Genomic DNA, 20,947 nt, shown 5'->3' with positions numbered 1-20,947 from the left:
CAGAGGTGCTGTTTCGGCGCGCTGCTTTGGCATTGGATCTGCGTATCTGCCAACGAAGGTGTCAGTTTCTCGTTGGTGGGGCGCTTCGTTGTCAGTTATGCAGGTTTTGGGCCTAGGTAGTCTGGGCGCCATGGATGTTTACACCAAGAAAGTGCGCACCGCCGACCAAGCTGGCGCCGAGGCCGCTGGTCTGCGGTGGCTGGCCGAAGCCCGCCCCGACGCGGTGGTAGAGGTGACGGGGGTTAGTGCGACGTCGATAAGCACGCGGCGTGTTGTGCAAGCGACGCCAACCGCGAAAGCTGCCCGTGCGTTCGGCAGGGCGCTGCGCGAGGTCCATGAAGCAGGCGCCCCGGCATTTGGTGCGCCGCCAGCGGGATGGGAAGGCAAGAACTACATCGGACGAATCGAGCAGGACTGCACGCCCACCAGCGAGTGGGGTGAGTTCTACGTGGAGCAGCGCGTTTTACCCTTTGTGGAGGGCACGGATCTGCCAGGCGACGTCGCAGACGTAGTGCGCCGGGCTGCCGACGCCGTCCGTAGCACGCAGTGGGACGTGTCCCCAGCCCGCATCCACGGCGACTTGTGGGCGGGAAACGTGCTCTTCACGGCAGATAGTGCAGTGATGATCGATCCGGCAGCGCACGGCGGTCACCCGTATACCGACCTAGCCATGCTGGAGCTTTTTGGAACGCCCTTCTACGACGACATCCTCCGCGGCTACGGTGCCGGGGACGATGTGGCGACGTGGATTCCGATGCATCAGCTGCATCCGCTGGCGGTGCACGCGCTCACCCACGGACCGGTGTATTACCGGCCATTGGGTGCGGCAGCGCAGGCTACTTTGGAAGCGCTGGGGGAGAGCTAACGCGCCAGCGTGTGCGGGCCCGGCGGCATGATGCGCTTGTGTGCGCCGCGGTACCAGAGTTCCTCGATGCGCTGGCGTGCGGCTTCGGGAACATCTTTGCCCTCCAGGTAGTCGTCGATGTGGGTGTAGGAGACGCCGAGTGCTTCTTCGTCGGCTAACTGTGGGCGGTCTTCTTCGAGGTCAGCCGTGGGGATCTTTTTCCAGGTGGACTCAGGAGCACCCAAGTGCTGGAGCAGCAGTGCGCCCTGGCGTTTGTTGAGTCCCTCGAGTGGGAGCAGGTCGGCGGCGCCGTCGCCCCACTTGGTGAAGAACGCCGTGATGTTTTCTGCAGCATGGTCGCTGCCGAGAACGAGTGCGCCGACCTCGCCGGCGATGGCATACTGCGCGGTCATGCGCACGCGAGCCTTGACGTTGCCGCGGTTAAAGTCGCCGAGGTTGAACTCGCCGTTGTCAGAGTTGCCGAGTGCAGTGGCGACGGCGTCGTCAAGCTCCTTGGTCGCAGGGGCAATGTTGACCGTAAGGCGGTGATCCGGCTGGATGAAGTCCAACGCAATTTGGGCGTCGTCCTCGTCGGCCTGCACACCGTGCGGCAGGCGCACAGCCCAGAACTGAGTTTCCTCCACGCGCGCCACAGCAAGCTGTGCCAAGCGGCCGGCCAAAGTGGAGTCTTGGCCGCCAGAAATCCCCAGCACGAAGCCCTTCGCGCCAGTCTTGCGAAGGTAGTCTGCGAGAAATTCGACGCGTGACTCCACCTCTTGTTCTGGATCGATCAAGGGCTTTGTACCCAGGTGTTTTATGATGTTTTGCTGCAGTTGCGCTCCGGTCTGTGACATGACGCCCATGGTAGCGGCCTGTAAGGATAAACGAGTGAAAAATCATTCTTTCGTCAAAGCCGTTGCCATCGTTGCCGCGCTCGGTGGCTTGCTCTTTGGCTACGACACCGGCGTCATGTCCGGTGCTCTTCTGTTTATTGGCCCCGAGTTCGACATGAATTCCCACGAAGAAGGCTGGGTTACCTCCATGCTGCTCGTGGGCGCGGCTTTCGGTGCGCTCGTTGCCGGCCGCGTGGCAGATGCGTTGGGCCGCCGCAAGACGCTGATTCTCGGCGGCTGCGTCTTTGTCCTTGGCTCCATCTGGTGTGCCCTGGCCGACTCCGTATTTATGCTGGCCCTGGCGCGCGCGTTTCTAGGCGTGGCGGTCGGTGCGGTATCTATTGTCTCGCCGATGTACATTTCGGAAATCTCACCGGCGCGTGTACGCGGGCGTTTGGTCTCGCTTAATACCTTGATGATCGTGGTGGGCCAGCTGCTGGCTTACCTGGTCAATTCCGCACTGGCTGGAACCGGCTCCTGGCGCTGGATGCTAGGTCTTGCCGCAGTCCCTGGTCTGCTGCTGGCAGTGGGCATGCTCTTCCTGCCCGATACGCCGGTGTGGCTGCTGAAGAAACGCAGAGTCGATGAAGCCTGGAAGCTGGCTGCGCGCGTGGGCATCCGCGGCACGGAACTCGGCACGGGTGGATCCGCGGATAGCGGAGCCGCTGGGGGAGCGGTTAAGCGTAGCGAGTGGCAGCGCCTGAAGGGGGAGCGTTGGCTCCAGGTCACCGTCCTGCTCGCAATGCTCATGGGGCTCACGCAGCAAATCACGGGTGTAAACGCGATTGTCTACTTTGCCCCGACCATGATGAATCAGGTGGGTATTTCCACCTCGAACGCGGTCTACACCTCGATCCTCATCGGCACCGTGTCCGTCATTGCCTGCTGGTTCGGGCTCAAGGCTGTGGACCGCATCGGGCGCAAGCGCCTGCTCATGATCGGCCTCATCGGCAATGTGGTTTCCTTGTTGGTGCTCTCTATCGCCTATCGCTTCGCCGAAGGCTCTACCACGATGGCTTTGGTTTCGCTGGCGTTCATGGCGCTATTCATTGCTTTCCAACAAGCTGCGGTCTCGCCAACGACCTGGCTGCTCATCTCGGAACTCGTACCCGTCGAGGTGCGCGGCATTGGCATGGGCATCGCGGGCCTGTCCCTGTGGGTGACTAACTGGGCGGTGGCGCAGTTCTTCCTGCCAATGGTGGACTGGTTGACTGGCCCGGTTGCTTTCATGGTCTTCGGTTTTCTTGGCATCTTGGCTATTGCCTACACCAAGCTACTCATCCCGGAAACGATGGGGCGCAGCCTCGAGGATGTGGGCGATGAGATGCAAGAGCGATACGCTAATTAATCAGTGTTTTGGTTATGGCGCGCGCGTGGGGTAATATTTTCCCTCGTGTCATGGCCGAGCATCATCTCGGTCACGCTTTAATTATTCAACCGCATGATGTTTGCGCATAACGAAAGGAGCGCCCGATGAAGGTTCGCAAGTCGCTTCGGTCGCTGAAGAAGAAGCCGGGCGCCCAGGTTATTCGCCGCCACGGTAAGGTCTTCGTGATCAACAAGAAGGATCCGCGCTTCAAGGCTCGCCAGGGCTAAGAGTAAAAGGATTTACCTTCCAGACGCCTCCCCGGGACTTCGGTCTCGATGGGAGGCGTCTTTTTGCTTTGGGCTACGTTTGGGCGGCTTTTGAGCGGCGTTTGAGCACTGTGCTTGGCGACGCCTTCCTGGGGCGCCGGCGGCAAGCGGTGCAGGTGGTGCGTGAGTGGCTGGAGTGAATTATGGGTTAAAATTTAGGGGCTAATTGTGTTCTTGGTCATAGTTTTAGGTTACGGCCAGGTAAACCTGCAGGAAATCTCATCGGTGTAGTTACAGGGCTGATCGACCCTCGGGTCAACATGTGGGGTGTGGCCGGGTTGCATCCTGGGAATATCAGGCATGTAACTACTACATGTAGTGCCGTTTGCGGCTTTTGGGCACAAAGTATAGTGTCGTTGATGTTGCTCCGGAGGGCTTAGGGGAGCGCGATAAGCGCACCTGCTCGGCCGGAATCCCAGCACACTGCATACCTGAAAATCGCGTCAAAGGACTTCCCAAATGAGCATCACCCTCTACACCAAGCCAGCCTGCGTCCAGTGCAATGCAACCAAGAAGGCTCTCGACCGTGCAGGTCTCGAGTACACCTCCGTGGACGTTACCCTCGACGAGGAGGCTCGTGACTACGTGATGGCTCTCGGATACGTCCAGGCTCCAGTGGTTGAGGCTAACGGTGAGCACTGGTCCGGTTTCCGTCCAGAGCGCATCAAGGCCCTGGCTACCGTCGCTGCTTCTGCCTAAGCACCAGCTGCGCTAGGAGTTAAGCAATGCTGGTCGTGTATTTTTCCTCAGCGACGGAAAATACCCGCCGCTTTGTAGACAAACTGGGTCTGCCAAGCGCTCGCATTCCTTTGTATAAGAATGACGAGCCGCTTATCGTGAACGAGCCCTACGTCCTCGTTTGCCCCACGTACGGTGGAGGCGCTTCTATTAGCCACGAGAATTCGCGCCCGGTACCTAAGCAAGTAATTCGATTCCTAAATAATGAGCACAACCGCGGTTTGATTCGAGCCGTCATTTCTGGCGGCAACAGTAACTTTGGCGCAGACTTCGGTAAGGCGGGGGATGTCATCTCCGCAAAGTGCAAGGTCCCTTACGTCTATCGCTTCGAGCTGATGGGCTCAGATGAAGACGTAAAGATCTGCAGGGAAGGCCTCATCTCCCAGGCGGCAGCCCTCGGGCTGGACGCCGCGGCCTAAACCTTGAACAATAGGTAACTGTGAATCGAGCCAAGACGGCTCGGGCCAGCTACCTTACATATTTTCTCCACCATTTTCTCCAGCAGCGCTGCGGCGCTGTTTCACACCTCAAGAGAAAGGCTCCATCAGCCGTGACCACGCAATTGGGCAAGACCGTAGCCGAACCAGTAAAGCCAGAAGAACAGCTGGATTACCACGCGCTGAATGCATTGCTCAATCTCTATGACGAGAATGGAAAGATTCAGTTCGACAAGGATCGCGAGGCTGCGAACCAGTTCTTCCTGCAACACGTCAACCAGAACACGGTCTACTTCCACGACTTGGAAGAGAAGATGCGTTACCTGGTGGAAAACAAGTACTACGAGCCGGAGCTGCTCGAGCAGTATGACTTTGACTTCATCAAGTCCCTGTTTAAGCGCGCCTACTCCTACAAGTTCCGTTTCAAGTCCTTCCTTGGCGCGTACAAGTACTACACCTCCTACACGCTGAAGACCTTCGACGGCCGCCGTTACCTGGAGCGCTTCGAGGATCGTGTCTCCATGACTGCTTTGTTCTTGGCAGACGGTGACACCACCGTGGCTGAGCACTTGGTTGATGAAATCATGACTGGCCGTTTCCAGCCGGCCACCCCAACCTTCCTCAACGCCGGCAAGGCCCAGCGCGGCGAGCTGGTTTCCTGCTTCCTGCTGCGCATCGAGGACAACATGGAGTCCATCGGCCGTTCCATCAACTCCGCTCTGCAGCTGTCCAAGCGCGGTGGCGGCGTTGCCCTGCTGCTGTCGAATATCCGCGAGTCCGGTGCGCCGATTAAGCACATCGAGAACCAGTCCTCCGGCGTCATCCCGGTCATGAAGCTTCTGGAGGATTCCTTCTCCTACGCTAACCAGCTGGGTGCTCGCCAGGGGGCAGGTGCGGTCTACTTGAACGCCCACCACCCAGACATCATGAACTTCCTCGATACCAAGCGCGAGAACGCTGACGAGAAGATTCGCATCAAGACCCTGTCTCTCGGCGTCGTTATCCCAGATATCACCTTCGAGCTGGCCAAGAAGAACGACGATATGTACCTGTTCTCGCCATATGACGTCGAGCGCGTTTACGGCAAGGCCTTCGCTGACATCTCCATCACGGAGCATTACGAAGAGATGGTCGAGGATCCACGCATTCGCAAGAAGAAGATCAACGCCCGTCACTTCTTCCAGACCGTTGCTGAGCTGCAGTTCGAGTCCGGCTACCCGTACATCATGTTCGAGGACACCGTGAACAAGGCCAACCCAGTCAAGACCGGCTGGATTAACATGTCCAACCTGTGCTCGGAGATCCTCCAGGTTAACTCTCCGTCCGTGTTCGCCGATGACCTGAGCTACGAAACCATGGGTTCCGATATCTCCTGCAACCTAGGCTCGCTCAACATCGCGATGACCATGGACTCGCCGGACTTTGGCTTGACCGTTGAGACTGCTATCCGTGGCTTGACCGCCGTGGCAGATAAGACCGCCATCAACTCCGTGCCTTCCGTGCGTAAGGGTAACGATGACTCCCACGCCATCGGCCTTGGCCAGATGAATCTGCATGGATACTTGGGCCGCGAGCACATCGAGTACGGCTCTGAGGAAGGCTTGGACTTCACCAACGCCTACTTCGCGGCAATCATGTACGCAGCGCTGCGTGCTTCCAACAAGATCGCTCGCGAACGCGGGGAGTACTTCTCCGAGTTCCCACAGTCTGAGTACGCATCTGGCGAGTTCTTCGACCGCTACGATCCAGAAGAGTTCAAGCCACGTACCGCACGTGTGCAGGAGCTTTTCGACGCCTCCTCCATCCACACCCCAACCGCTGAGGACTGGGCGGCGCTGAAGGCGGACGTCGCCAAGCATGGCCTCTACAACCGTAACCTGCAGGCAGTGCCGCCAACGGGCTCGATTTCCTACATCAACAACTCGACCTCCTCGATCCACCCGATCGCTTCGAAGATTGAGATTCGTAAGGAAGGCAAGATCGGCCGCGTCTACTACCCGGCGCCGCACATGGATAACGACAATCTCGAATACTTCAAGGACTCCTACGAGATTGGCTACGAGAAGATCATCGACACCTACGCTGAAGCCACCAAGTACGTGGACCAAGGCCTGTCCCTGACCTTGTTCTTCAAGGACACCGCCACCACGCGTGACATCAACAAGGCGCAGATCTACGCATGGCGAAAGGGGATTAAGACCCTGTATTACATCCGCCTGCGCCAGATGGCACTGGAAGGTACCGAGATCGAGGGCTGCGTCTCCTGCATGCTCTAGAAATCGGCAGCGTCTAATCAGCAAACGAATCACGCCCCCAACCACCGTGAGTGGCTGGGGGCGTGATTTGGTCTTGTTGAGACTTTTGCGGCGAAACTATGGACTTTACGCGTTCTCGTCGACGCTAGCGCGTGCTTCGTCGAGGATGGAACGAGCAATTCGCTCGGCATCGTCAGGGCGGGAATTCTGGATCGCGTGCGCCAAGTCCTGGTGCAGATCGGAGGTACCGGCGATTGGGTTTCGCTTTTCAGAGCCGAAGACGGACTTGCCCTTGAGCATCGACAGAAGGGAAGGCGTCAAAGCGGCGAACATCTCGTTTCCTGAAGCATATAGAACCATGCTGTGGAAACGCAGGTCCGTCGCAAGCTCTTCGCCAACTCGGCGGGAAGGGTTGATCTCAAGTTCGTGGAGGCGATCTGCCAGTTCCACGATCTCTTGCTTCTCGGCCTCTGAGGCACGGGTAGCTGCCATACGAGCGGCAATAGGCTCGATGGCAAGGCGCAGTTGATTGAGGGAATCTAGCTGCTCTTGTCGGCCTTTTTCGCAGGCTAGACGCCAATTAATGATGGATTGATCGAAGACGGCCCATTCACTTAACGGCAACACAGTGATTCCAACTCGGCGAGATGAAGACACCATGCGCAGTTGCTCGAGTGCACGCATAGCCTCTCGGGCGACGGTACGGGAAATGTCGAAACGCGCGCAGATATCTTGCAGGGTAAACCGTTGTCCGGTTTCGATAGTTCCGCTAACAATTTCGGCCCCTATTTGATCGAGCACGGCGGTGAGCAGAGGAACTGGAGACTCGCTGGAATTAGCCACGGTAGGGGGGGCCTCCTTGTGCAGAATTTGAAAACTAAAAGCGCTTACCGGCAATTGAATGCGAAATCCATATCAAGAAAAGAATGGCCTTGAATTGGCACCCCTTCCATGAAACGTAAATACATCCTAAGGGATGCCAATGTTAACTACCCGTAAGAGCTGTAAAACTATTGAATTGCGTTCAATTTACCGCTTATTCTGGGGGTTAGGAAGCCTTCTTCTGTGGAATGGGTCGAAATGGCTGCCGAGGCGCGGTGTAGATCTGCTCAATTGCTGCTTTATGGAGCGTTGATACGGCTACCAGTGGCAATGCGTTTAGACCGTCGATTGAGTACGATTGAGCAAGTTAGAGTCCATTTAAATAAAGAGGTGGAAGCCCCTTGTCTCACGAGTATGACGAGTACATCGCAAGCCATGCGGAGCCAGTGAAAGCCATCAACTGGAACACTGTTCCGGATGACAAAGATTCTGAGGTGTGGGACCGCCTCACCGGTAATTTCTGGTTGCCTGAAAAGGTCCCAGTGTCCAATGATCTGCAGAGCTGGAAGACGCTTACCGAGCATGAGCAGCAGACCACTATGCGCGTTTTTGCTGGGCTGACCCTCCTGGACACTATCCAGGGAACCGTCGGTGCGGTTTCCTTGCTGCCTGACGCCAAGACCCCGCATGAAGAGGCGGTCTATACAAATATCGCCTTCATGGAGTCTGTGCATGCGAAGTCTTACTCCAACATCTTCATGACACTGGCCTCCACGCCAATGATCAATGATGCTTTCCGTTGGTCTGAAGAGAATGAGAATCTTCAGCGCAAGGCAAAGATCGTAATGTCTTACTACAAGGGTGCAGACCCGCTGAAGAAGAAGGTCGCCTCCACGCTGCTGGAGTCCTTCCTTTTCTACTCCGGGTTCTACCTGCCGATGTATTTCTCTTCCCGTGCGAAGCTGACCAATACCGCGGACATCATCCGCCTTATCATCCGTGACGAGGCAGTGCACGGTTACTACATTGGCTACAAGTTCCAGAATGGTTACAACGAGCTGCCGGCTGAGAAGCAGGAGGAAATTAAGGGATACACCTTTGATCTTCTCTACGAGCTCTACGACAACGAGATTGATTACACCGAGGATCTCTACGACGAGCTCGGCTGGACCGAGGATGTAAAGCGCTTCCTGCGATACAACGCCAATAAGGCGCTGAACAACCTCGGCTTTGAGGGGCTGTTCCCGGCTGACGAGACCCGCGTTTCCCCGGCCATCCTGTCTTCCCTGTCGCCGAATGCGGATGAGAACCACGACTTCTTCTCTGGCTCCGGTTCCTCCTATGTCATTGGCAAGGCTGAGGACACCACTGACGATGACTGGGATTTCTAAGAACTAGGAACCTCAAAGGGAAGTGGACGGCTTTATGAGCCGTCCACTTCTTTGGTTTTCGGGTGAATAAAATACTGAATAAAAGGTGGAATAGTTCACTGAAGTATTCTCTTTTATGCGGAAATCCCATTGGGCGCACCTATAACAGGTGAATTAGGCGAGCGGGAGGGACTCGCGGCGCCGCCCGCGAATCAACCTTAAGGATGATTACCTTAGGGGGTGTGTTTTCTCCTTCTGGCTCAAAGGTCCGAATAAAACTTGTGGCGAGGATCACGTGCTTTGAGGTGAGTTTTTGAGCTTATTGCAGAAACGCAGCCCGCGTGCTGGGGGTTCTTTAGTTGGGGTGCCTAAAAACGGGGTTAACTAGCTTTGATGGGCATTGGGGAAAGCTGGAAATTTCACAGGTGAGTCCCCTAATATAAGTCGAGTAAACTTAGGTGTTGTGCCGACAGGTCCATTTAACCGGAGCTGGCGTGCATAACACTTGTTCTTCAGGAGGAATTAAATGACCGCTGTGGCGCCAAGGCTCGACGATTACGTCGCGCCAACTCGTCCAGAGCCGACTGGCAATGCCAAGACCGGCTCTAAGGCTTGGGTAATGCTCACCACCACCGACCACAAGCAGCTGGGCATCATGTACTTGATCATGTCCTTCAGCTTCTTCTTCCTCGGTGGCTTCATGGCCCTGCTGATTCGTGCTGAGCTCTTCAGCCCGGGTCTGCAGTTCCTGTCCAACGAGCAGTTCAACCAGCTGTTTACCATGCACGGCACCGTGATGCTGCTGCTGTTTGCTACCCCGGTTGTCTGGGGCTTCGCTAACTACATCCTGCCGCTCCAGATTGGTGCACCTGACGTGGCCTTCCCGCGTTTGAACGCATTCGGCTTCTGGATCACCCTGACCGGCGGTATCGTCATGCTGCTCGGTTTCGCTACCCCAGGTGGTGCTGCTGACTTCGGTTGGACCATGTACGTCCCGCTCGCTGACTCTGTCCACACCCCGGGTATCGGTGCTGACATGTGGATCGTCGGCGTCGGTGCAACCGGTGTCGGTACCATTGCTTCCGCAGTCAACATGATCACCACCATCCTCACCCTGCGTGCGCCAGGTATGACCATGTTCCGTCTGCCGGTATTCACCTGGTGTATCTTCACCGCTTCCGTCATCGCCCTGATGATCTTCCCGCTGCTGACCGCAGGTGCACTTGGTGTGCTCTACGACCGTAAGCTTGGCGGCCACATTTACGACTCCGGCAACGGCGGCGCGATCCTGTGGCAACACCTCTTCTGGTTCTTTGGCCACCCTGAGGTTTACGTCCTGGCACTGCCATTCTTCGGCGTTATTTCTGAGGTCATTCCGGTCTTCTCCCGTAAGCCAGTCTTTGGCTACATCGGCTTGGTCTTCGCGGTTCTGGCTATCGGCTCCCTGTCCATGGCTGTGTGGGCACACCACATGTTCGTTACCGGCGCTGTCCTGCTGCCGTTCTTCTCCTTTATGACCTTCCTCATCGCCGTTCCTACCGGCGTTAAGTTCTTCAACTGGGTTGGCACCATGTGGAAGGGCCACATCACCTGGGATACCCCGATGATTTGGGCAATGGGTTTCCTGTCCACCTTCCTCTTCGGCGGCATGACCGGCGTTATGCTCGCTTCCCCGGCACTTGACTTCCACTTGGCAGAGTCCTACTTCCTGATTGCTCACTTCCACTACACCCTGTTCGGTACGGTTGTGTTCTCCGCTTTCGCAGGCCTCTACTTCTGGTTCCCGAAGATGACCGGCCGTATGCTCGACGAGCGTCTTGGCAAGATTCACTTCTGGCTGACCTTCATCGGCTTCCACGGCACCTTCCTGGTCCAGCACTGGGTGGGCAACATGGGTATGCCACGTCGATACGCTGACTACCTTGAGTCCGACGGCTTCACCGTTTACAACCAGATCTCCACGATCTTCTCCTTCGTTCTCGGTGCTTCCGTTATCCCGCTGGTTTGGAACGTCTTCAAGTCTTGGCGCTACGGCGAGATCGTCACCGTCGACGACCCATGGGGCTACGGTAACTCCCTCGAGTGGGCTACCTCCTGCCCGCCGCCACGCCACAACTTCGTTTCCCTGCCGCGCATCCGTTCTGAGCGTCCGGCATTCGAGCTGCACTACCCACACATGGTTAAGCGCATGCGCGAGGAAGCACACTACGGCCACACTACAAAGGATTCCGGTGCTCACTAAAGCTATAGGCTGAGACACCTAACTCCTGGCAAACCGCCTCCCCAAAAGCACCACGCGGTGCACTGGGGAGGCGGTTTTGTGATCTCTCCCGAACAAGTGGGCTTAGTTGAGTAACAGAACAGGCCGAATAGCCCCAATTCTTTCCAAAAATATGTCTTGACGTGCGATACTGTGCACGTGGAAAACCAAACTGAAAACAATGTCACGCACGCACAGGCTCCTGAACCGGCCACCAACCTGGATACCTTTGCCGTCATTACGACCTCGGGGCCAGATAAGCCGGGCGTGTCTGCGGCATTCTTTCGAGTGCTGTCGTCGCACAACATCGAACTGGTCGACGTCGAACAAGCGATCTTCTCTGGCCGCATTTCGCTCGCAGCTTACGTGCGCCTCGATAGCGCGCGTCTAGAGCAACTAGAGCAGGGACTGCGCAATACCCTGAGCATCTATAACCAAGTCATCAGTCTCGATATCAAAGCGGATGAAACGACTTCCCGCGCGCGTTCGACCCACTCGGTTGTCATCCTGGGGGAAAGCGTCACAGCGCGCACGATGTCGGCAGTCGCACAGGAGCTAGCAAACTTCGACGCCAACATTGATCGCATCCGCGGTTTGTCTACCTATCCGCTGATGGGCTTCGAGCTCTTTATCAGTCTGCAGGGCTCTGGGGACCCCGTGCGTTCCGCGCTGGCGCAGCTATCGAAGGAACTCGGCGTCGACATCGCAATTGAGCGTGCCGGCCTTCAGCGCCGCGCTAAGCGTCTCGTTTGCTTTGACTGCGACTCCACCCTTATCACCGGCGAGGTCATCGAGATGCTTGCCGCACACGCGGGTAAGGAAGCAGAGGTCGCTGCCGTAACCGAGCGTGCCATGCGCGGCGAGCTCGACTTTGAAGAATCTCTTCGTGAACGTGTTGCCACTTTGGCTGGGTTGGACGCTAGCGTCATCGACGAGGTGGCCGCGCAAATTCAGCTTACGCCGGGTGCTCGCACCACAGTGCGCACTCTCAACCGCATGGGATACCGCACGGCGGTCGTCTCTGGCGGCTTCATCCAAGTGCTTGAAGACTTGGCAGCGGACCTGCAGTTGGATTACGTCCGTGCCAACACGCTCGAGATCGTCGACGGCAAGCTCACCGGCCGCGTCATAGGCAAGGTCGTTGACCGCAAGGCCAAAGAGGAGTTCTTGCGCGAGTTCGCTGCAGACTCAGGTTTGCGCATGAGTCAGACCGTTGCGGTGGGCGATGGCGCTAACGATATCGACATGATTAGTGCCGCTGGCTTGGGAATTGCCTTCAACGCAAAGCCAGCGCTGCGCGAGGTCGCGGATGCGTCAGTCAGCCATCCATACATGGATGAAATCCTGCAGATTCTAGGAATCCCAGCTGAGGAGGTCGTCAGTGAGTGACCCCGAGTTACTGCGGGTAGCCCACGAGCGGCTGGTGCGAGCTTGCGATGATCGGAGCTGGCGAGAAGACCCTGAGGATCCCGATCGCCCTGAGACCATCCAGGCCATGCAGCTGGCGCTGAACCTGCCGAAGGAGGATACGCCTGCACGCTCGGTGGTCCTAGAGTCCGCCGCGCGTGCCGTCGTGGCGCTGTGCTTAGACGACCGCGCCGGCCAGGACTCAGCCTTTGCTGCGGCCCTGGGCCAGTGGTACGGCCATCGTATCCGCAAGGTAGCGCGTCGCGCGCGTAACAAGGCATGGACGGACGTTCAAACGGTCCCCGGTGTCACCGTAGATAATATCGCCCGCGCCTTCGTACCATCGGCGGTCTCCGAGGTAGATCCGCTCGTGCGCAAGCTCCAGATCGGGCACACCGATCTGGAAAAGGATGAGCCAGGAGCCCCGCTTGGCGACGCTCCGGTAATCTACGTCGATTCGAGCCTTGAGATGAGCGCAGGAAAAGCCGCGGCCCAGGTGGGCCACGGCTCCATGTTGTTGGCTGCGAAGATGAGCTTCGAGGAAGTTAAGCGATGGGCAGCACGCGACTTCGTGCTGTCTGTGCGCGAGATCGACTCTGAGGGCTTCCTCCGTGCGTGCGCAGCGCCTGGGGCAGTCGTGGTGCGTGACGCCGGATTCACCGAAGTTGCGCCCGACTCAGCTACGGTCTGCGCGTTGCGCGCGCCGCTGAGCTAGCGGTCCGTAACGAGGCGCTGCAATGCCCCCTGGACCACCGTGGAGTCGGTGGTCTGCCAGAACTGCGGCATCGATGCCTTGAGGAACCCACCGTAGCGTTTTGTTTCGAGGCGGTTATCGAGGACTGCGACGACGCCACGATCAGTAACTGAACGCAGCAATCGCCCAGCCCCCTGTGCCATGAGGAGTGCCGCATGGGTTGCGGAGACCTCCATGAAGCCGTTGCGTCCAGCGGCCTGGGCGGCTTCGGTGCGCGCCTGCATGAGGGGATTGTCCGGGCGGGGAAACGGGATTCGGTCGATGAGGACCAAAGAGCAGGCGGGGCCGGGCACGTCGACGCCCTGCCACAAGGTGAGGGTGCCAAAGAGGCAAGAATTCTCGTTCTTAGAGAAACGCTCCACCAGCGCGCCGATTGAGTCCTCGCCTTGGACGAAGACGTCGAAAGGCAGCTTTGGTTTGAGCTCTAGCGCAGCCTGCTCGGCAGCACGACGCGAGGAGAACAACCCTAGCGTGCGCCCGCCGGCGGCCATGATGAGCTCGCGCATCTCCTCGATGGTCTCCGGTGCAAGGCCATCGCGGCCGGGCTGTGGCAGATGCTTGGCCACGTAGAGAATGCCCTTCTTAGCAGGATCGAAAGGATAACCCACGTCGAGTGAGTCCCAGGTTCCCTTCGGCATGCCCCACTGCGCGGCCATAGCATCGAAGCGCCCGCCGAGCGCCAAGGTCGCGGAGGTAAGCACCACGGTCTGTTCGCCGAAGAGCTTCTCGTGCAACATGCCGGCGATGGAAAGCGGTGCCACGGCAAGGGTGTCGGTGAAGCTGCGTTCGTCGCGCTCGAGCCAAACCACGTCTTCGTGGGCCGAGGGGTCCCCGGTGGCAAAGACGTCAAGGATGCGGGCTACGGCCTCGGCCATGGTGGCGAGGTGGTTGGCCAAGTTCTGGCGCTCAGCAAACTTCTCCGGATCATTGGCCTGCTCGCCTTCGGGCGTCCGGGCAATTGCCTCGCGGCATTCGCGCAGGGTGTCGCCTAAGGCAGTGAGCTGAGACTTGGCGTTGTCCGGCATGTCTGTCCAGCGGCCAGGCCCGAATTCGCTGAGGAGGATGGTGAATTCATCGGCGAGTTCCGCCAAGCGCTGGTCTTTGCCGTTCGCGCCCAGGCTCTTGGCACGGTTGGCAGCCATCTTGATGGCGCGGGCGGTGATCTCTGCGGTGGACACCGATGTGATTCGGCCATCGAGCTCGTGGGCCTCGTCCACGATTACTACCTCGTGCTCGGGAAGCACGTTGACGTCAGAGACGGCGTCGATTGCCAGTAGCGCGTGGTTGGTCACCACGACGTTGACGTCCGCGGCCTTGCGGCGAGCCAGTTCGGCGAAGCACTCCTCTCCGTGAGGGCAACGCGTGGCACCGAGACACTCCGCGGAAGTTACCGATACCTGGCGCCACGCCAAGTCCGGAACACCTTGGTCCAGATCGTCGCGGTCGCCAGTCTCGGTCTCATCAGCCCAGTCGTAGAGCCGCTTGATGTGGCGGCCTAGACGTGAGGCTTCGTGCTCTTCGAGCAGTTCGCCTTGTTCCTCAGCGAGCTCGTCGGCGCGTGCCACTTTGTTGAGGCACAGGTAGTTGGAGCGTCCCTTCATGATTGCGAAGGTGGGCTTGGACTCCATGACGGGCTCGAGAGCGTCGACAAGCCGCGGCAAATCGCGCTCGACCAGCTGACGCTGCAGTGCCAGTGTCGCTGTCGAGACGATGACGGTGTGCCCGGTGTTTTGGGCGTGACGAATAGCGGGCACCAAGTAAGCAAGGGACTTACCAGTACCGGTGCCGGCCTGGACGGCTAAGTGACGCTCGGATTCCAGGGCCTTGGTGACGGCGTTAGCCATTTTCAGCTGCCCCTCGCGACGCGCGCCGCCGAGGGATTCAACGGCGGCGTCGAGAAGCGTCTCAGTGCTTTGGTTTAAAGGCTCGTCACTCACTCGGTCGAGTCTAGCGCAGCCGCAGAATCTTTCAGGAAGCCTGCAAGCCCCAGGCTCTTCCAGGTAACTTTCGTGACCAACTAACGCGAGGTGGGCTTAAAACCCACCATGCGGGTTGGCACTGCCGGCTCGTCACGGGTCAGCGCGAGGCCTTCCCACGGCAAGGTGGTGATTGCCTTGGCCCGGTACTCGCGGGATTCCTGCAGGGTGGGCAGGTCCTTGACGATCTCGCCGTCGCGCATCAGCGGGACGGTGATCTCGCGCGCGCTAAGAGTGCCCGTCTCTGGGTCTGGGGCGCTGAATGGAAGCACGAGCTCCTCCACGGCAACACCCGTGGAGCGGTAGGTACGGATTGCGCGCTTGGCGCCGCCTTGGGACTTCTTGGAGGAGGAACGCTTCGCCACCGGATGGCCCTCAACCTCAACGACCTTGTAGACCATGCCCGCGGTAGGGGCACCGGAGCCGGTGACCACGGAGGTGCCGACACCGTACACGTCAACTGGGTCGCCTCGTAGTCCGGCGATGGCGAACTCGTCGAGGTCGGAGGAGACCACGATCTTGGTGTTGTGGTTGCCTAGCTCGTCGAGCTGCTTGCGCACACGGCGAGTCACAGGGCCGAGGTCGCCGGAGTCGATGCGCACGCCGCCGAGCTCAGGGCCGGCCACCTTTACTGCGGTCTCGACGCCCTTGGTGATGTCGTAGGTATCGACCAAAAGCGTGGTCTCTACGCCGAGGGTCTCAATCTGGGTGCGGAAAGCTGCTTCCTCATTAGGGGTGCCGTCTTCGTTGACGTGTGCGAGGGTCCACGCGTGTGCGGCAGTGCCGGAGACTGGGATGTCGTAGCGGTAGCCAGCCTCGAGGTTCGACGTGGCCTGGAAGCCCGCGAGGTAAGCGGCGCGAGCTGCGGTTACTGCAGCGTACTCTTGGGTGCGGCGCGAGCCCATCTCAATGATCGGGCGGCCATCGGCAGCGACCACCATGCGGGATGCGGCGGAGGCCACGGCGGAGTCGGAGTTCATGATGGAGAGGATGACCGTCTCCAGGATGAGGCACTCGCCAAAAGTACCGCGCACCGTCAAAAGCGGGGAGTTAGGGAAATAGATCTCGCCCTCACGGTAGCCATCAATCTGCCCAGAGAAACGGTAATTGCGCAGGTATTCCTTAGTCTGCTCATCCAAGAAATCCATCTGGGCTAGTTGTTTTGCGGTGAATTGGAAGTCACGCACTGCGCGTAGCACGCGCTCGGTTCCAGCCACCACACCATAACGGCGCTCGTTGGGGAGGCGGCGTGCGAAGACCTCGCAGGCCACTTGACGATGCGCAGAACCGTCCTTGAGCGCCGCTTGGAGCATGGTTAGCTCGTATTTATCAGTCAGCAGCGCGGTAGAGCGATCGGTAGTGGAAGGATGGCTAGGGATAGTTTCGGAGATGTTAGTCACATCGCAAATGGTACCTAGCGGGTGATTGCCTTGCAGCTATTGCTCCCAAAAGAGGTAGATCTATTTTTCCAGCTGAATGACCACGTACACCTGGCCGTTGGCGTAGGCGGTACCCACGGCAGCGAAAGTAGCGTGCGGATCGCGCAGAACCGCGACGTGTTCAGGTGACTGGCGCCACGCCTCGATGAAGGCGTAACCACTGGCTTTGCTCAGGGGTAGATGGTGCTGGACCATCGAGACATTTTCACTGGTGAAGCTCTCTGTCCCGGTTGCTGCGTTGTACTCTGCCTTCTTGCGTGCTGCAGATTGGCGGTCAATCCACGGGGCAAGTGGTGCGCTCCCTGCATCTATGCGCCATTGATTGAGGGCCTCGTTGATATCGATCGCAATTGCATCGAGTTGTAGCTGAATCTCTGGAGAAGGCACCTCGTAATGGTTTTCGGGCGAGTCTTGAGAAGAACCACTCGGATCTCCACCGCCAGGGGCGCTCGATGTGCCTAACCCGATGCCCGCCATGATGATTGTGCCGAGAAGCGCCACGACGGTGATCACGCCTTGTGCAAGGTGCACGATCTCTTCATGGCTAGGCATGCGGCCTTCCCGGATAGCCGTGAATGCGGGTGGAATTGAGGAGAGGTTCATCGTTGGGTATTCCTGAAGCTCGGGGAAACATGAAATACAGTGAGAATCCCCGTCAGTCTATCGTGAATTTTCAATGTCGGGGGCGAAAATTGGTTAGGGTAGAGGGCATGAATCCGCACTTTGCCCAATTAGTTGCCCTGCCAGGCGGTGGAGTCCGCCTCGGGTCACCGATGGCTACTCCTGAACTGGATGAGGCCATTGAGGTCGATGTTGCATCCAGCGAAAACCTGCCTTGGATGTGCATCGTTTGGGATGATCCAGTCAACCTGATGAGCTATGTTTCCTACGTCTTTCAGACGGTTCTGGGCTATGACAAAAAACGCGCCAATGAGCTGATGATGCAAGTCCACACCGAGGGTAAAGCCGCGGTGTCCACGGGCGAGCGTGACAAAGTAGAAGCCGACGTCAAAAAGCTCCAGATCGCTGGCCTTTGGGCCACGATGCAGCAGGCGGGCTAAGGGAGTAACTACAGCTAATGCAGGCTTGGAAAAAGAAGAAGTCGCTCATGCGTGCGGCCAAGTTCACCACCGTCTTGGAGCCCATGGAGCGCGAGGTTTTAGGTGATCTCACGGCCACCGTCTCGGAAGCAATCATCGCCCGTGCACAGTCCGCCCCCAAGGACGAACTGGCACAAATGCTGGACATGCCCACCGGCCACACAGAAGCTCCAGAGGATCCTTCCCTGGCGCGCCTGTTCCCAGACTTTGAAAAACCTGGGGACGAAGAATACGACGGCGATAATTCGCTGCTGCGTTCCTTGCACGAGAATGACATCGCCCGTGCGAAGCTACAGAACCTGCAGGTCATCAACGCCGCACTCGGCCCAACCGGTGGGGTAGAGGTCACGATCTCCGAAGAGGAAGCGCATGCGTTCCTGATTGGTCTCAATGATCTGCGCCTTTTCGTTGCCGCCGGTGACGTCCCCGAGGAGTCGATGCAGGATGACCGCGACACATTGGTGGAATGGCTGGCTTATTGCCAGGATTCCCTTCTCCAAGTGTTGATGGGATAGACAGTGTCTGACGTACCATCGCCTGCCACAACGTCCGGCCTCTTTGGTCCCACCGGAGTGTCGATTGGCCACGTCAGCCACAACAACACGGGCGTGACGGTTCTGTACTGTGGCTCGCAAGGCGCGGTCGCTAGCATCGATGTGCGTGGCGGCGGACCAGGCACCCGCGAGACGGATCTGCTGGAACCACACAATACCGTCGAGCGCGTCCATGCCATCACGTTGGCGGGCGGCTCGGCCTTTGGCTTGGCTGCTGCTGACGGCGTTATGCGCGAGCTGGAATCCCAGGGAATTGGTTTCCCGGTCCTTGGCGAGGGCAAGCCAGGTCCGCGCGTTCCCATCGTGCCCGGCGCGGTCATCTTTGATTTGCTACTGGGTGACGAGCGCCCCACCGCTGAAGATGGCGCGGAGGCGGTAAAGCGCGCCGTCGCCAAGCATGATGCGTCAACCGGAACCGTGGGCGCGGGAGTGGGCGCAACCGCCGGAAAGATGCGCGGCGGCTTTGGCTTGGCCGAGTTGCCAGTGGAAACCCTGCAGGGGACCTTCGCTGTGGGTGCCGTGGTGGTGGCCAATCCGGTCGGTAGTGTCGTGGACCCGCGCACAGGCCGTCTGTTCGGCGCCCCAGATGAGCAGGCGGTGAACCTGGAGCGTTTCGCGGCGCTGCGTCACCCGGCGGAGTCCAAGCTCAACACCACCATCGGAGCTGTGCTTTGCGACGCCCCACTGACCAAGGCCCAAGCCAAGCGCTTGGCGCTGACAGGGCACGATGGAATCGCACGCGCGATTCACCCGGCGCACTCGCCGCTGGACGGGGATACGCTCTTTGCACTGTCGACGGCGTCAGATACCGCAACGCGGGGCGTCGACACCCCAACCATGGCGGCGCTGTGCCAGGCTGCGGCCGAAGCCGTGGAACAAGCAATCGTTGCGGCAATCGTGAAAGCTAAGCCTGGCCTGGGATTAGAGACCTATTCTTCGTTGCTGGACTAGAGTTGTTGCCATTATGACTTCAGGTGGCACCTCTGGATATTCCTTCCCTAATTCAGCCTTCGGGGCAAACCAGCCCCACGGCGCTTCTTCGCCCGTGCGCACAAATCGCGGCGACCCGAAGAACTACACGCGCGGTGGCCGCATCCGCACCGGCATCAGCCTCGCCGTGGGCTTCCTCGTAGTGGAATGGCTCGTTCAGATAATCAACTTCCTCATCTTCGGCGGGGCGCTGTCGAACTACGGCATTCGCCCCCTCGACTTCAACGGCATCTGGGGCATCTTTACCGCCCCGCTCTTGCACGCGAACTTCGAGCACCTCATCGGTAACTCCGTGCCGGGCGCAATCTTCTGCTTCCTCATCGGCTTGTCCGGACGCAAGGCCTGGTGGGAAGTCACCATTATCACCGTACTGGTCGCCGGCATCGGCACATGGTTGCTGGGTGGGCCGGGTACCTCCCACATCGGCGCATCCTCGCTGGTCTATGGCTGGCTGGCCTACCTTATTATCCGCGGCCTGTTTAACCGTTCCTTCTCGCAAACGGCACTGGGCGTGGTTCTCGGCTTTGCCTACTCCGGCCTGGTGTGGGGCGTGCTGCCGGTCTATGAAGGCGTGTCCTGGCAGGGCCACCTTTTCGGTGCAATTGGTGGCGTGATTGCCGGCATGACTATCACATCGGATGACCCGGTAAAGGTGGCGAAGCGCTAATGCCGGACGCAACCTCGCCTATTGGAATTTTCGACTCGGGCGTGGGCGGACTTACCGTGGCGCGCACGATTATTGAGCAGCTGCCCAACGAGTCGGTGATCTACATCGGCGACACCGAGCATTCCCCGTATGGCCCGCGTCCCATCGCGGAGGTGCGCGAGCTCTCCACGAAGATCGCTGACGAGCTGGTGGAGCGCGGCTGCAAGATGATCGTCATCGCCTGCAACACAGCTACTGCGGCCTTCTTACACGATGCTCGCGAGCGCTATGACATCCCGGTGGTGGAGGTCATCCGCCCGGCAGTGCGCCGCGCGATTGCCACGACCCGTAACGGAAAGATCGGCGTCATCGGTACCGAAGGCACCGTGAACTCCGGGGCTTATCAGGACCTCTTTGCCGTTAACCCGCACGTGGAGGCCCACGCCGTCGCCTGCCCTGACTTCGTCGGTTTCGTTGAGCGCGGCATTACCGCCGGGCGTCAGATCCTAGGTGTCGCCGAGGGCTACCTTGCGCCCCTGCAGTCCGCAGGCGTGGATACATTGGTGCTGGGATGTACCCACTACCCGTTGCTGACCGGCGTTATTCAGTTGGCGATGGGGGACAACGTCACTTTGGTCTCCTCTGCGGAGGAAACGGCCAAGGACGTCATGCGAACTTTGACGGAGACCGACATGCTGGCGCCGGAGGGACAAGAAGCGGTGTGCAAGTTTGAGTCCACCGGAGACCCAGAGACTTTCTCCCGCCTGGCCACGCGTTTTCTAGGCCCGCAGATCTAAAATGCACGGCTCACGTGCGTGAGCCCGGTG

General features: G+C 58.8%; 20 protein-coding genes. 15 read left to right on the top strand and 5 right to left on the bottom strand.

The window, feature by feature from the left end; translation table 11 throughout:
• The first annotated feature begins 130 nt into the window (after nucleotides 1-130).
• A complete protein-coding gene (locus HMPREF3148_RS05480; RefSeq protein ID WP_201271427.1) occupies nucleotides 131-865 on the top strand; it encodes a fructosamine kinase family protein in 735 nt (244 codons plus the stop codon).
• On the opposite strand, the gene nadE is transcribed toward HMPREF3148_RS05480, so the two are convergent.
• Complete coding sequence (gene nadE, locus HMPREF3148_RS05475) at nucleotides 862-1,707, bottom strand: ammonia-dependent NAD(+) synthetase (protein WP_070508842.1); 846 nt, start codon at nucleotides 1,705-1,707, stop codon at nucleotides 862-864. The two genes, HMPREF3148_RS05480 and nadE, sit on opposite strands and share 4 nt — an antisense overlap.
• On the opposite strand from nadE, the gene HMPREF3148_RS05470 reads away from it, so the two are divergent.
• From HMPREF3148_RS05470 to nrdE, 5 genes are all read left to right on the top strand, one after another.
• Entirely contained in the window at nucleotides 1,706-3,085 is a 1,380-nt protein-coding gene (locus HMPREF3148_RS05470; protein WP_005531109.1) for a sugar porter family MFS transporter, read from the top strand. The genes nadE and HMPREF3148_RS05470 overlap by 2 nt on opposite strands.
• Before the next feature lie 125 nt (nucleotides 3,086-3,210).
• The gene (gene ykgO / locus HMPREF3148_RS05465; protein ID WP_003847162.1) at nucleotides 3,211-3,333 is read left to right on the top strand and encodes a type B 50S ribosomal protein L36; all 123 of its coding nucleotides are present in this window, start codon (nucleotides 3,211-3,213) and stop codon (nucleotides 3,331-3,333) included.
• A 498-nt stretch (nucleotides 3,334-3,831) separates the two neighbouring features.
• Nucleotides 3,832-4,071 (top strand): glutaredoxin-like protein NrdH, encoded by a 240-nt coding sequence (gene nrdH, locus HMPREF3148_RS05460; protein WP_005531104.1) that lies wholly within the window; start codon nucleotides 3,832-3,834, stop codon nucleotides 4,069-4,071.
• Nucleotides 4,072-4,097: 26 nt separating this feature from the next.
• On the top strand, nucleotides 4,098-4,529 hold the full coding sequence (nrdI, locus tag HMPREF3148_RS05455; RefSeq protein WP_005531103.1) for a class Ib ribonucleoside-diphosphate reductase assembly flavoprotein NrdI: 432 nt from the start codon (nucleotides 4,098-4,100) through the stop codon (nucleotides 4,527-4,529).
• A gap of 131 nt (nucleotides 4,530-4,660) precedes the next feature.
• Complete coding sequence (nrdE, locus tag HMPREF3148_RS05450; RefSeq protein ID WP_005531102.1) at nucleotides 4,661-6,823, top strand: class 1b ribonucleoside-diphosphate reductase subunit alpha; 2,163 nt, start codon at nucleotides 4,661-4,663, stop codon at nucleotides 6,821-6,823.
• A gap of 105 nt (nucleotides 6,824-6,928) precedes the next feature.
• Here nrdE and HMPREF3148_RS05445 read toward each other — a convergent pair whose 3' ends face one another.
• A complete protein-coding gene (locus HMPREF3148_RS05445; protein WP_034657391.1) occupies nucleotides 6,929-7,645 on the bottom strand; it encodes a FadR/GntR family transcriptional regulator in 717 nt (238 codons plus the stop codon).
• Between the two features lie 380 nt (nucleotides 7,646-8,025).
• Between HMPREF3148_RS05445 and nrdF the strand changes: the two genes are divergently transcribed.
• From nrdF to HMPREF3148_RS05425, 4 genes are all read left to right on the top strand, one after another.
• Entirely contained in the window at nucleotides 8,026-9,015 is a 990-nt protein-coding gene (gene nrdF / locus HMPREF3148_RS05440; protein WP_005531098.1) for a class 1b ribonucleoside-diphosphate reductase subunit beta, read from the top strand.
• Nucleotides 9,016-9,520: 505 nt separating this feature from the next.
• Nucleotides 9,521-11,236, top strand: a complete 1,716-nt coding sequence (gene ctaD / locus HMPREF3148_RS05435) for an aa3-type cytochrome oxidase subunit I (RefSeq protein WP_005531096.1) — start codon at nucleotides 9,521-9,523, stop codon at nucleotides 11,234-11,236.
• Between the two features lie 237 nt (nucleotides 11,237-11,473).
• Nucleotides 11,474-12,643, top strand: coding sequence for a phosphoserine phosphatase SerB (gene serB, locus HMPREF3148_RS05430; protein WP_034657429.1), 1,170 nt, complete (start codon nucleotides 11,474-11,476; stop codon nucleotides 12,641-12,643).
• On the top strand, nucleotides 12,636-13,376 hold the full coding sequence (locus HMPREF3148_RS05425; protein ID WP_005531089.1) for an aminoacyl-tRNA hydrolase: 741 nt from the start codon (nucleotides 12,636-12,638) through the stop codon (nucleotides 13,374-13,376). The genes serB and HMPREF3148_RS05425 overlap by 8 nt, the downstream gene beginning before the upstream one ends.
• On the opposite strand, the gene HMPREF3148_RS05420 is transcribed toward HMPREF3148_RS05425, so the two are convergent.
• The 3 genes from HMPREF3148_RS05420 to HMPREF3148_RS05410 all read right to left on the bottom strand — a co-directional run bounded on the left by HMPREF3148_RS05420 (nucleotide 13,373) and on the right by HMPREF3148_RS05410 (nucleotide 17,433).
• Nucleotides 13,373-15,352, bottom strand: a complete 1,980-nt coding sequence (locus HMPREF3148_RS05420; RefSeq protein ID WP_049145152.1) for an ATP-dependent DNA helicase — start codon at nucleotides 15,350-15,352, stop codon at nucleotides 13,373-13,375. The two genes, HMPREF3148_RS05425 and HMPREF3148_RS05420, sit on opposite strands and share 4 nt — an antisense overlap.
• A gap of 80 nt (nucleotides 15,353-15,432) precedes the next feature.
• Nucleotides 15,433-16,791, bottom strand: a complete 1,359-nt coding sequence (locus tag HMPREF3148_RS05415) for a nicotinate phosphoribosyltransferase (protein ID WP_371440706.1) — start codon at nucleotides 16,789-16,791, stop codon at nucleotides 15,433-15,435.
• Between the two features lie 60 nt (nucleotides 16,792-16,851).
• Entirely contained in the window at nucleotides 16,852-17,433 is a 582-nt protein-coding gene (locus HMPREF3148_RS05410; RefSeq protein ID WP_246818804.1) for a CAP domain-containing protein, read from the bottom strand.
• A gap of 107 nt (nucleotides 17,434-17,540) precedes the next feature.
• Between HMPREF3148_RS05410 and clpS the strand changes: the two genes are divergently transcribed.
• The 5 genes from clpS to murI are packed head-to-tail and all read left to right on the top strand — an operon-like array spanning nucleotide 17,541 to nucleotide 20,917.
• Nucleotides 17,541-17,891, top strand: coding sequence for an ATP-dependent Clp protease adapter ClpS (clpS, locus tag HMPREF3148_RS05405; RefSeq protein WP_083280983.1), 351 nt, complete (start codon nucleotides 17,541-17,543; stop codon nucleotides 17,889-17,891).
• Nucleotides 17,892-17,908: 17 nt separating this feature from the next.
• Nucleotides 17,909-18,445 (top strand): DUF2017 domain-containing protein, encoded by a 537-nt coding sequence (locus HMPREF3148_RS05400; RefSeq protein WP_005531083.1) that lies wholly within the window; start codon nucleotides 17,909-17,911, stop codon nucleotides 18,443-18,445.
• A gap of 3 nt (nucleotides 18,446-18,448) precedes the next feature.
• Complete coding sequence (locus HMPREF3148_RS05395) at nucleotides 18,449-19,435, top strand: P1 family peptidase (RefSeq protein WP_049063344.1); 987 nt, start codon at nucleotides 18,449-18,451, stop codon at nucleotides 19,433-19,435.
• A 13-nt stretch (nucleotides 19,436-19,448) separates the two neighbouring features.
• Nucleotides 19,449-20,141, top strand: coding sequence for a rhomboid family intramembrane serine protease (locus HMPREF3148_RS05390; RefSeq protein ID WP_070508840.1), 693 nt, complete (start codon nucleotides 19,449-19,451; stop codon nucleotides 20,139-20,141).
• Nucleotides 20,141-20,917 (top strand): glutamate racemase, encoded by a 777-nt coding sequence (murI, locus tag HMPREF3148_RS05385; protein WP_070508838.1) that lies wholly within the window; start codon nucleotides 20,141-20,143, stop codon nucleotides 20,915-20,917. Before HMPREF3148_RS05390 ends, murI begins: the two co-directional genes overlap by 1 nt.
• Nucleotides 20,918-20,947: the final 30 nt, after the last annotated feature.

Origin of the sequence: Corynebacterium sp. HMSC05D08 (genome assembly GCF_001807215.1) — a bacterium.
GTDB classification, from domain to species: Bacteria; Actinomycetota; Actinomycetes; order Mycobacteriales; family Mycobacteriaceae; genus Corynebacterium; species Corynebacterium striatum.
This window is presented reverse-complemented; position numbering and strand designations above follow the sequence as displayed.

Coding starts and splice junctions, on each gene's coding strand:
- HMPREF3148_RS05480 (WP_201271427.1), top strand. CDS start 131: ATGGATGTTTACACCAAGAAAGTGCGCACCGCCGACCAAGCTGGCGCC.
- HMPREF3148_RS05470 (WP_005531109.1), top strand. CDS start 1,706: ATGGTAGCGGCCTGTAAGGATAAACGAGTGAAAAATCATTCTTTCGTC.
- nadE (WP_070508842.1), bottom strand. CDS start 1,707: ATGGGCGTCATGTCACAGACCGGAGCGCAACTGCAGCAAAACATCATA.
- ykgO (WP_003847162.1), top strand. CDS start 3,211: ATGAAGGTTCGCAAGTCGCTTCGGTCGCTGAAGAAGAAGCCGGGCGCC.
- nrdH (WP_005531104.1), top strand. CDS start 3,832: ATGAGCATCACCCTCTACACCAAGCCAGCCTGCGTCCAGTGCAATGCA.
- nrdI (WP_005531103.1), top strand. CDS start 4,098: ATGCTGGTCGTGTATTTTTCCTCAGCGACGGAAAATACCCGCCGCTTT.
- ctaD (WP_005531096.1), top strand. CDS start 9,521: ATGACCGCTGTGGCGCCAAGGCTCGACGATTACGTCGCGCCAACTCGT.
- HMPREF3148_RS05410 (WP_246818804.1), bottom strand. CDS start 17,433: ATGAACCTCTCCTCAATTCCACCCGCATTCACGGCTATCCGGGAAGGC.
- clpS (WP_083280983.1), top strand. CDS start 17,541: ATGAATCCGCACTTTGCCCAATTAGTTGCCCTGCCAGGCGGTGGAGTC.
- HMPREF3148_RS05400 (WP_005531083.1), top strand. CDS start 17,909: ATGCAGGCTTGGAAAAAGAAGAAGTCGCTCATGCGTGCGGCCAAGTTC.
- HMPREF3148_RS05390 (WP_070508840.1), top strand. CDS start 19,449: ATGACTTCAGGTGGCACCTCTGGATATTCCTTCCCTAATTCAGCCTTC.
- murI (WP_070508838.1), top strand. CDS start 20,141: ATGCCGGACGCAACCTCGCCTATTGGAATTTTCGACTCGGGCGTGGGC.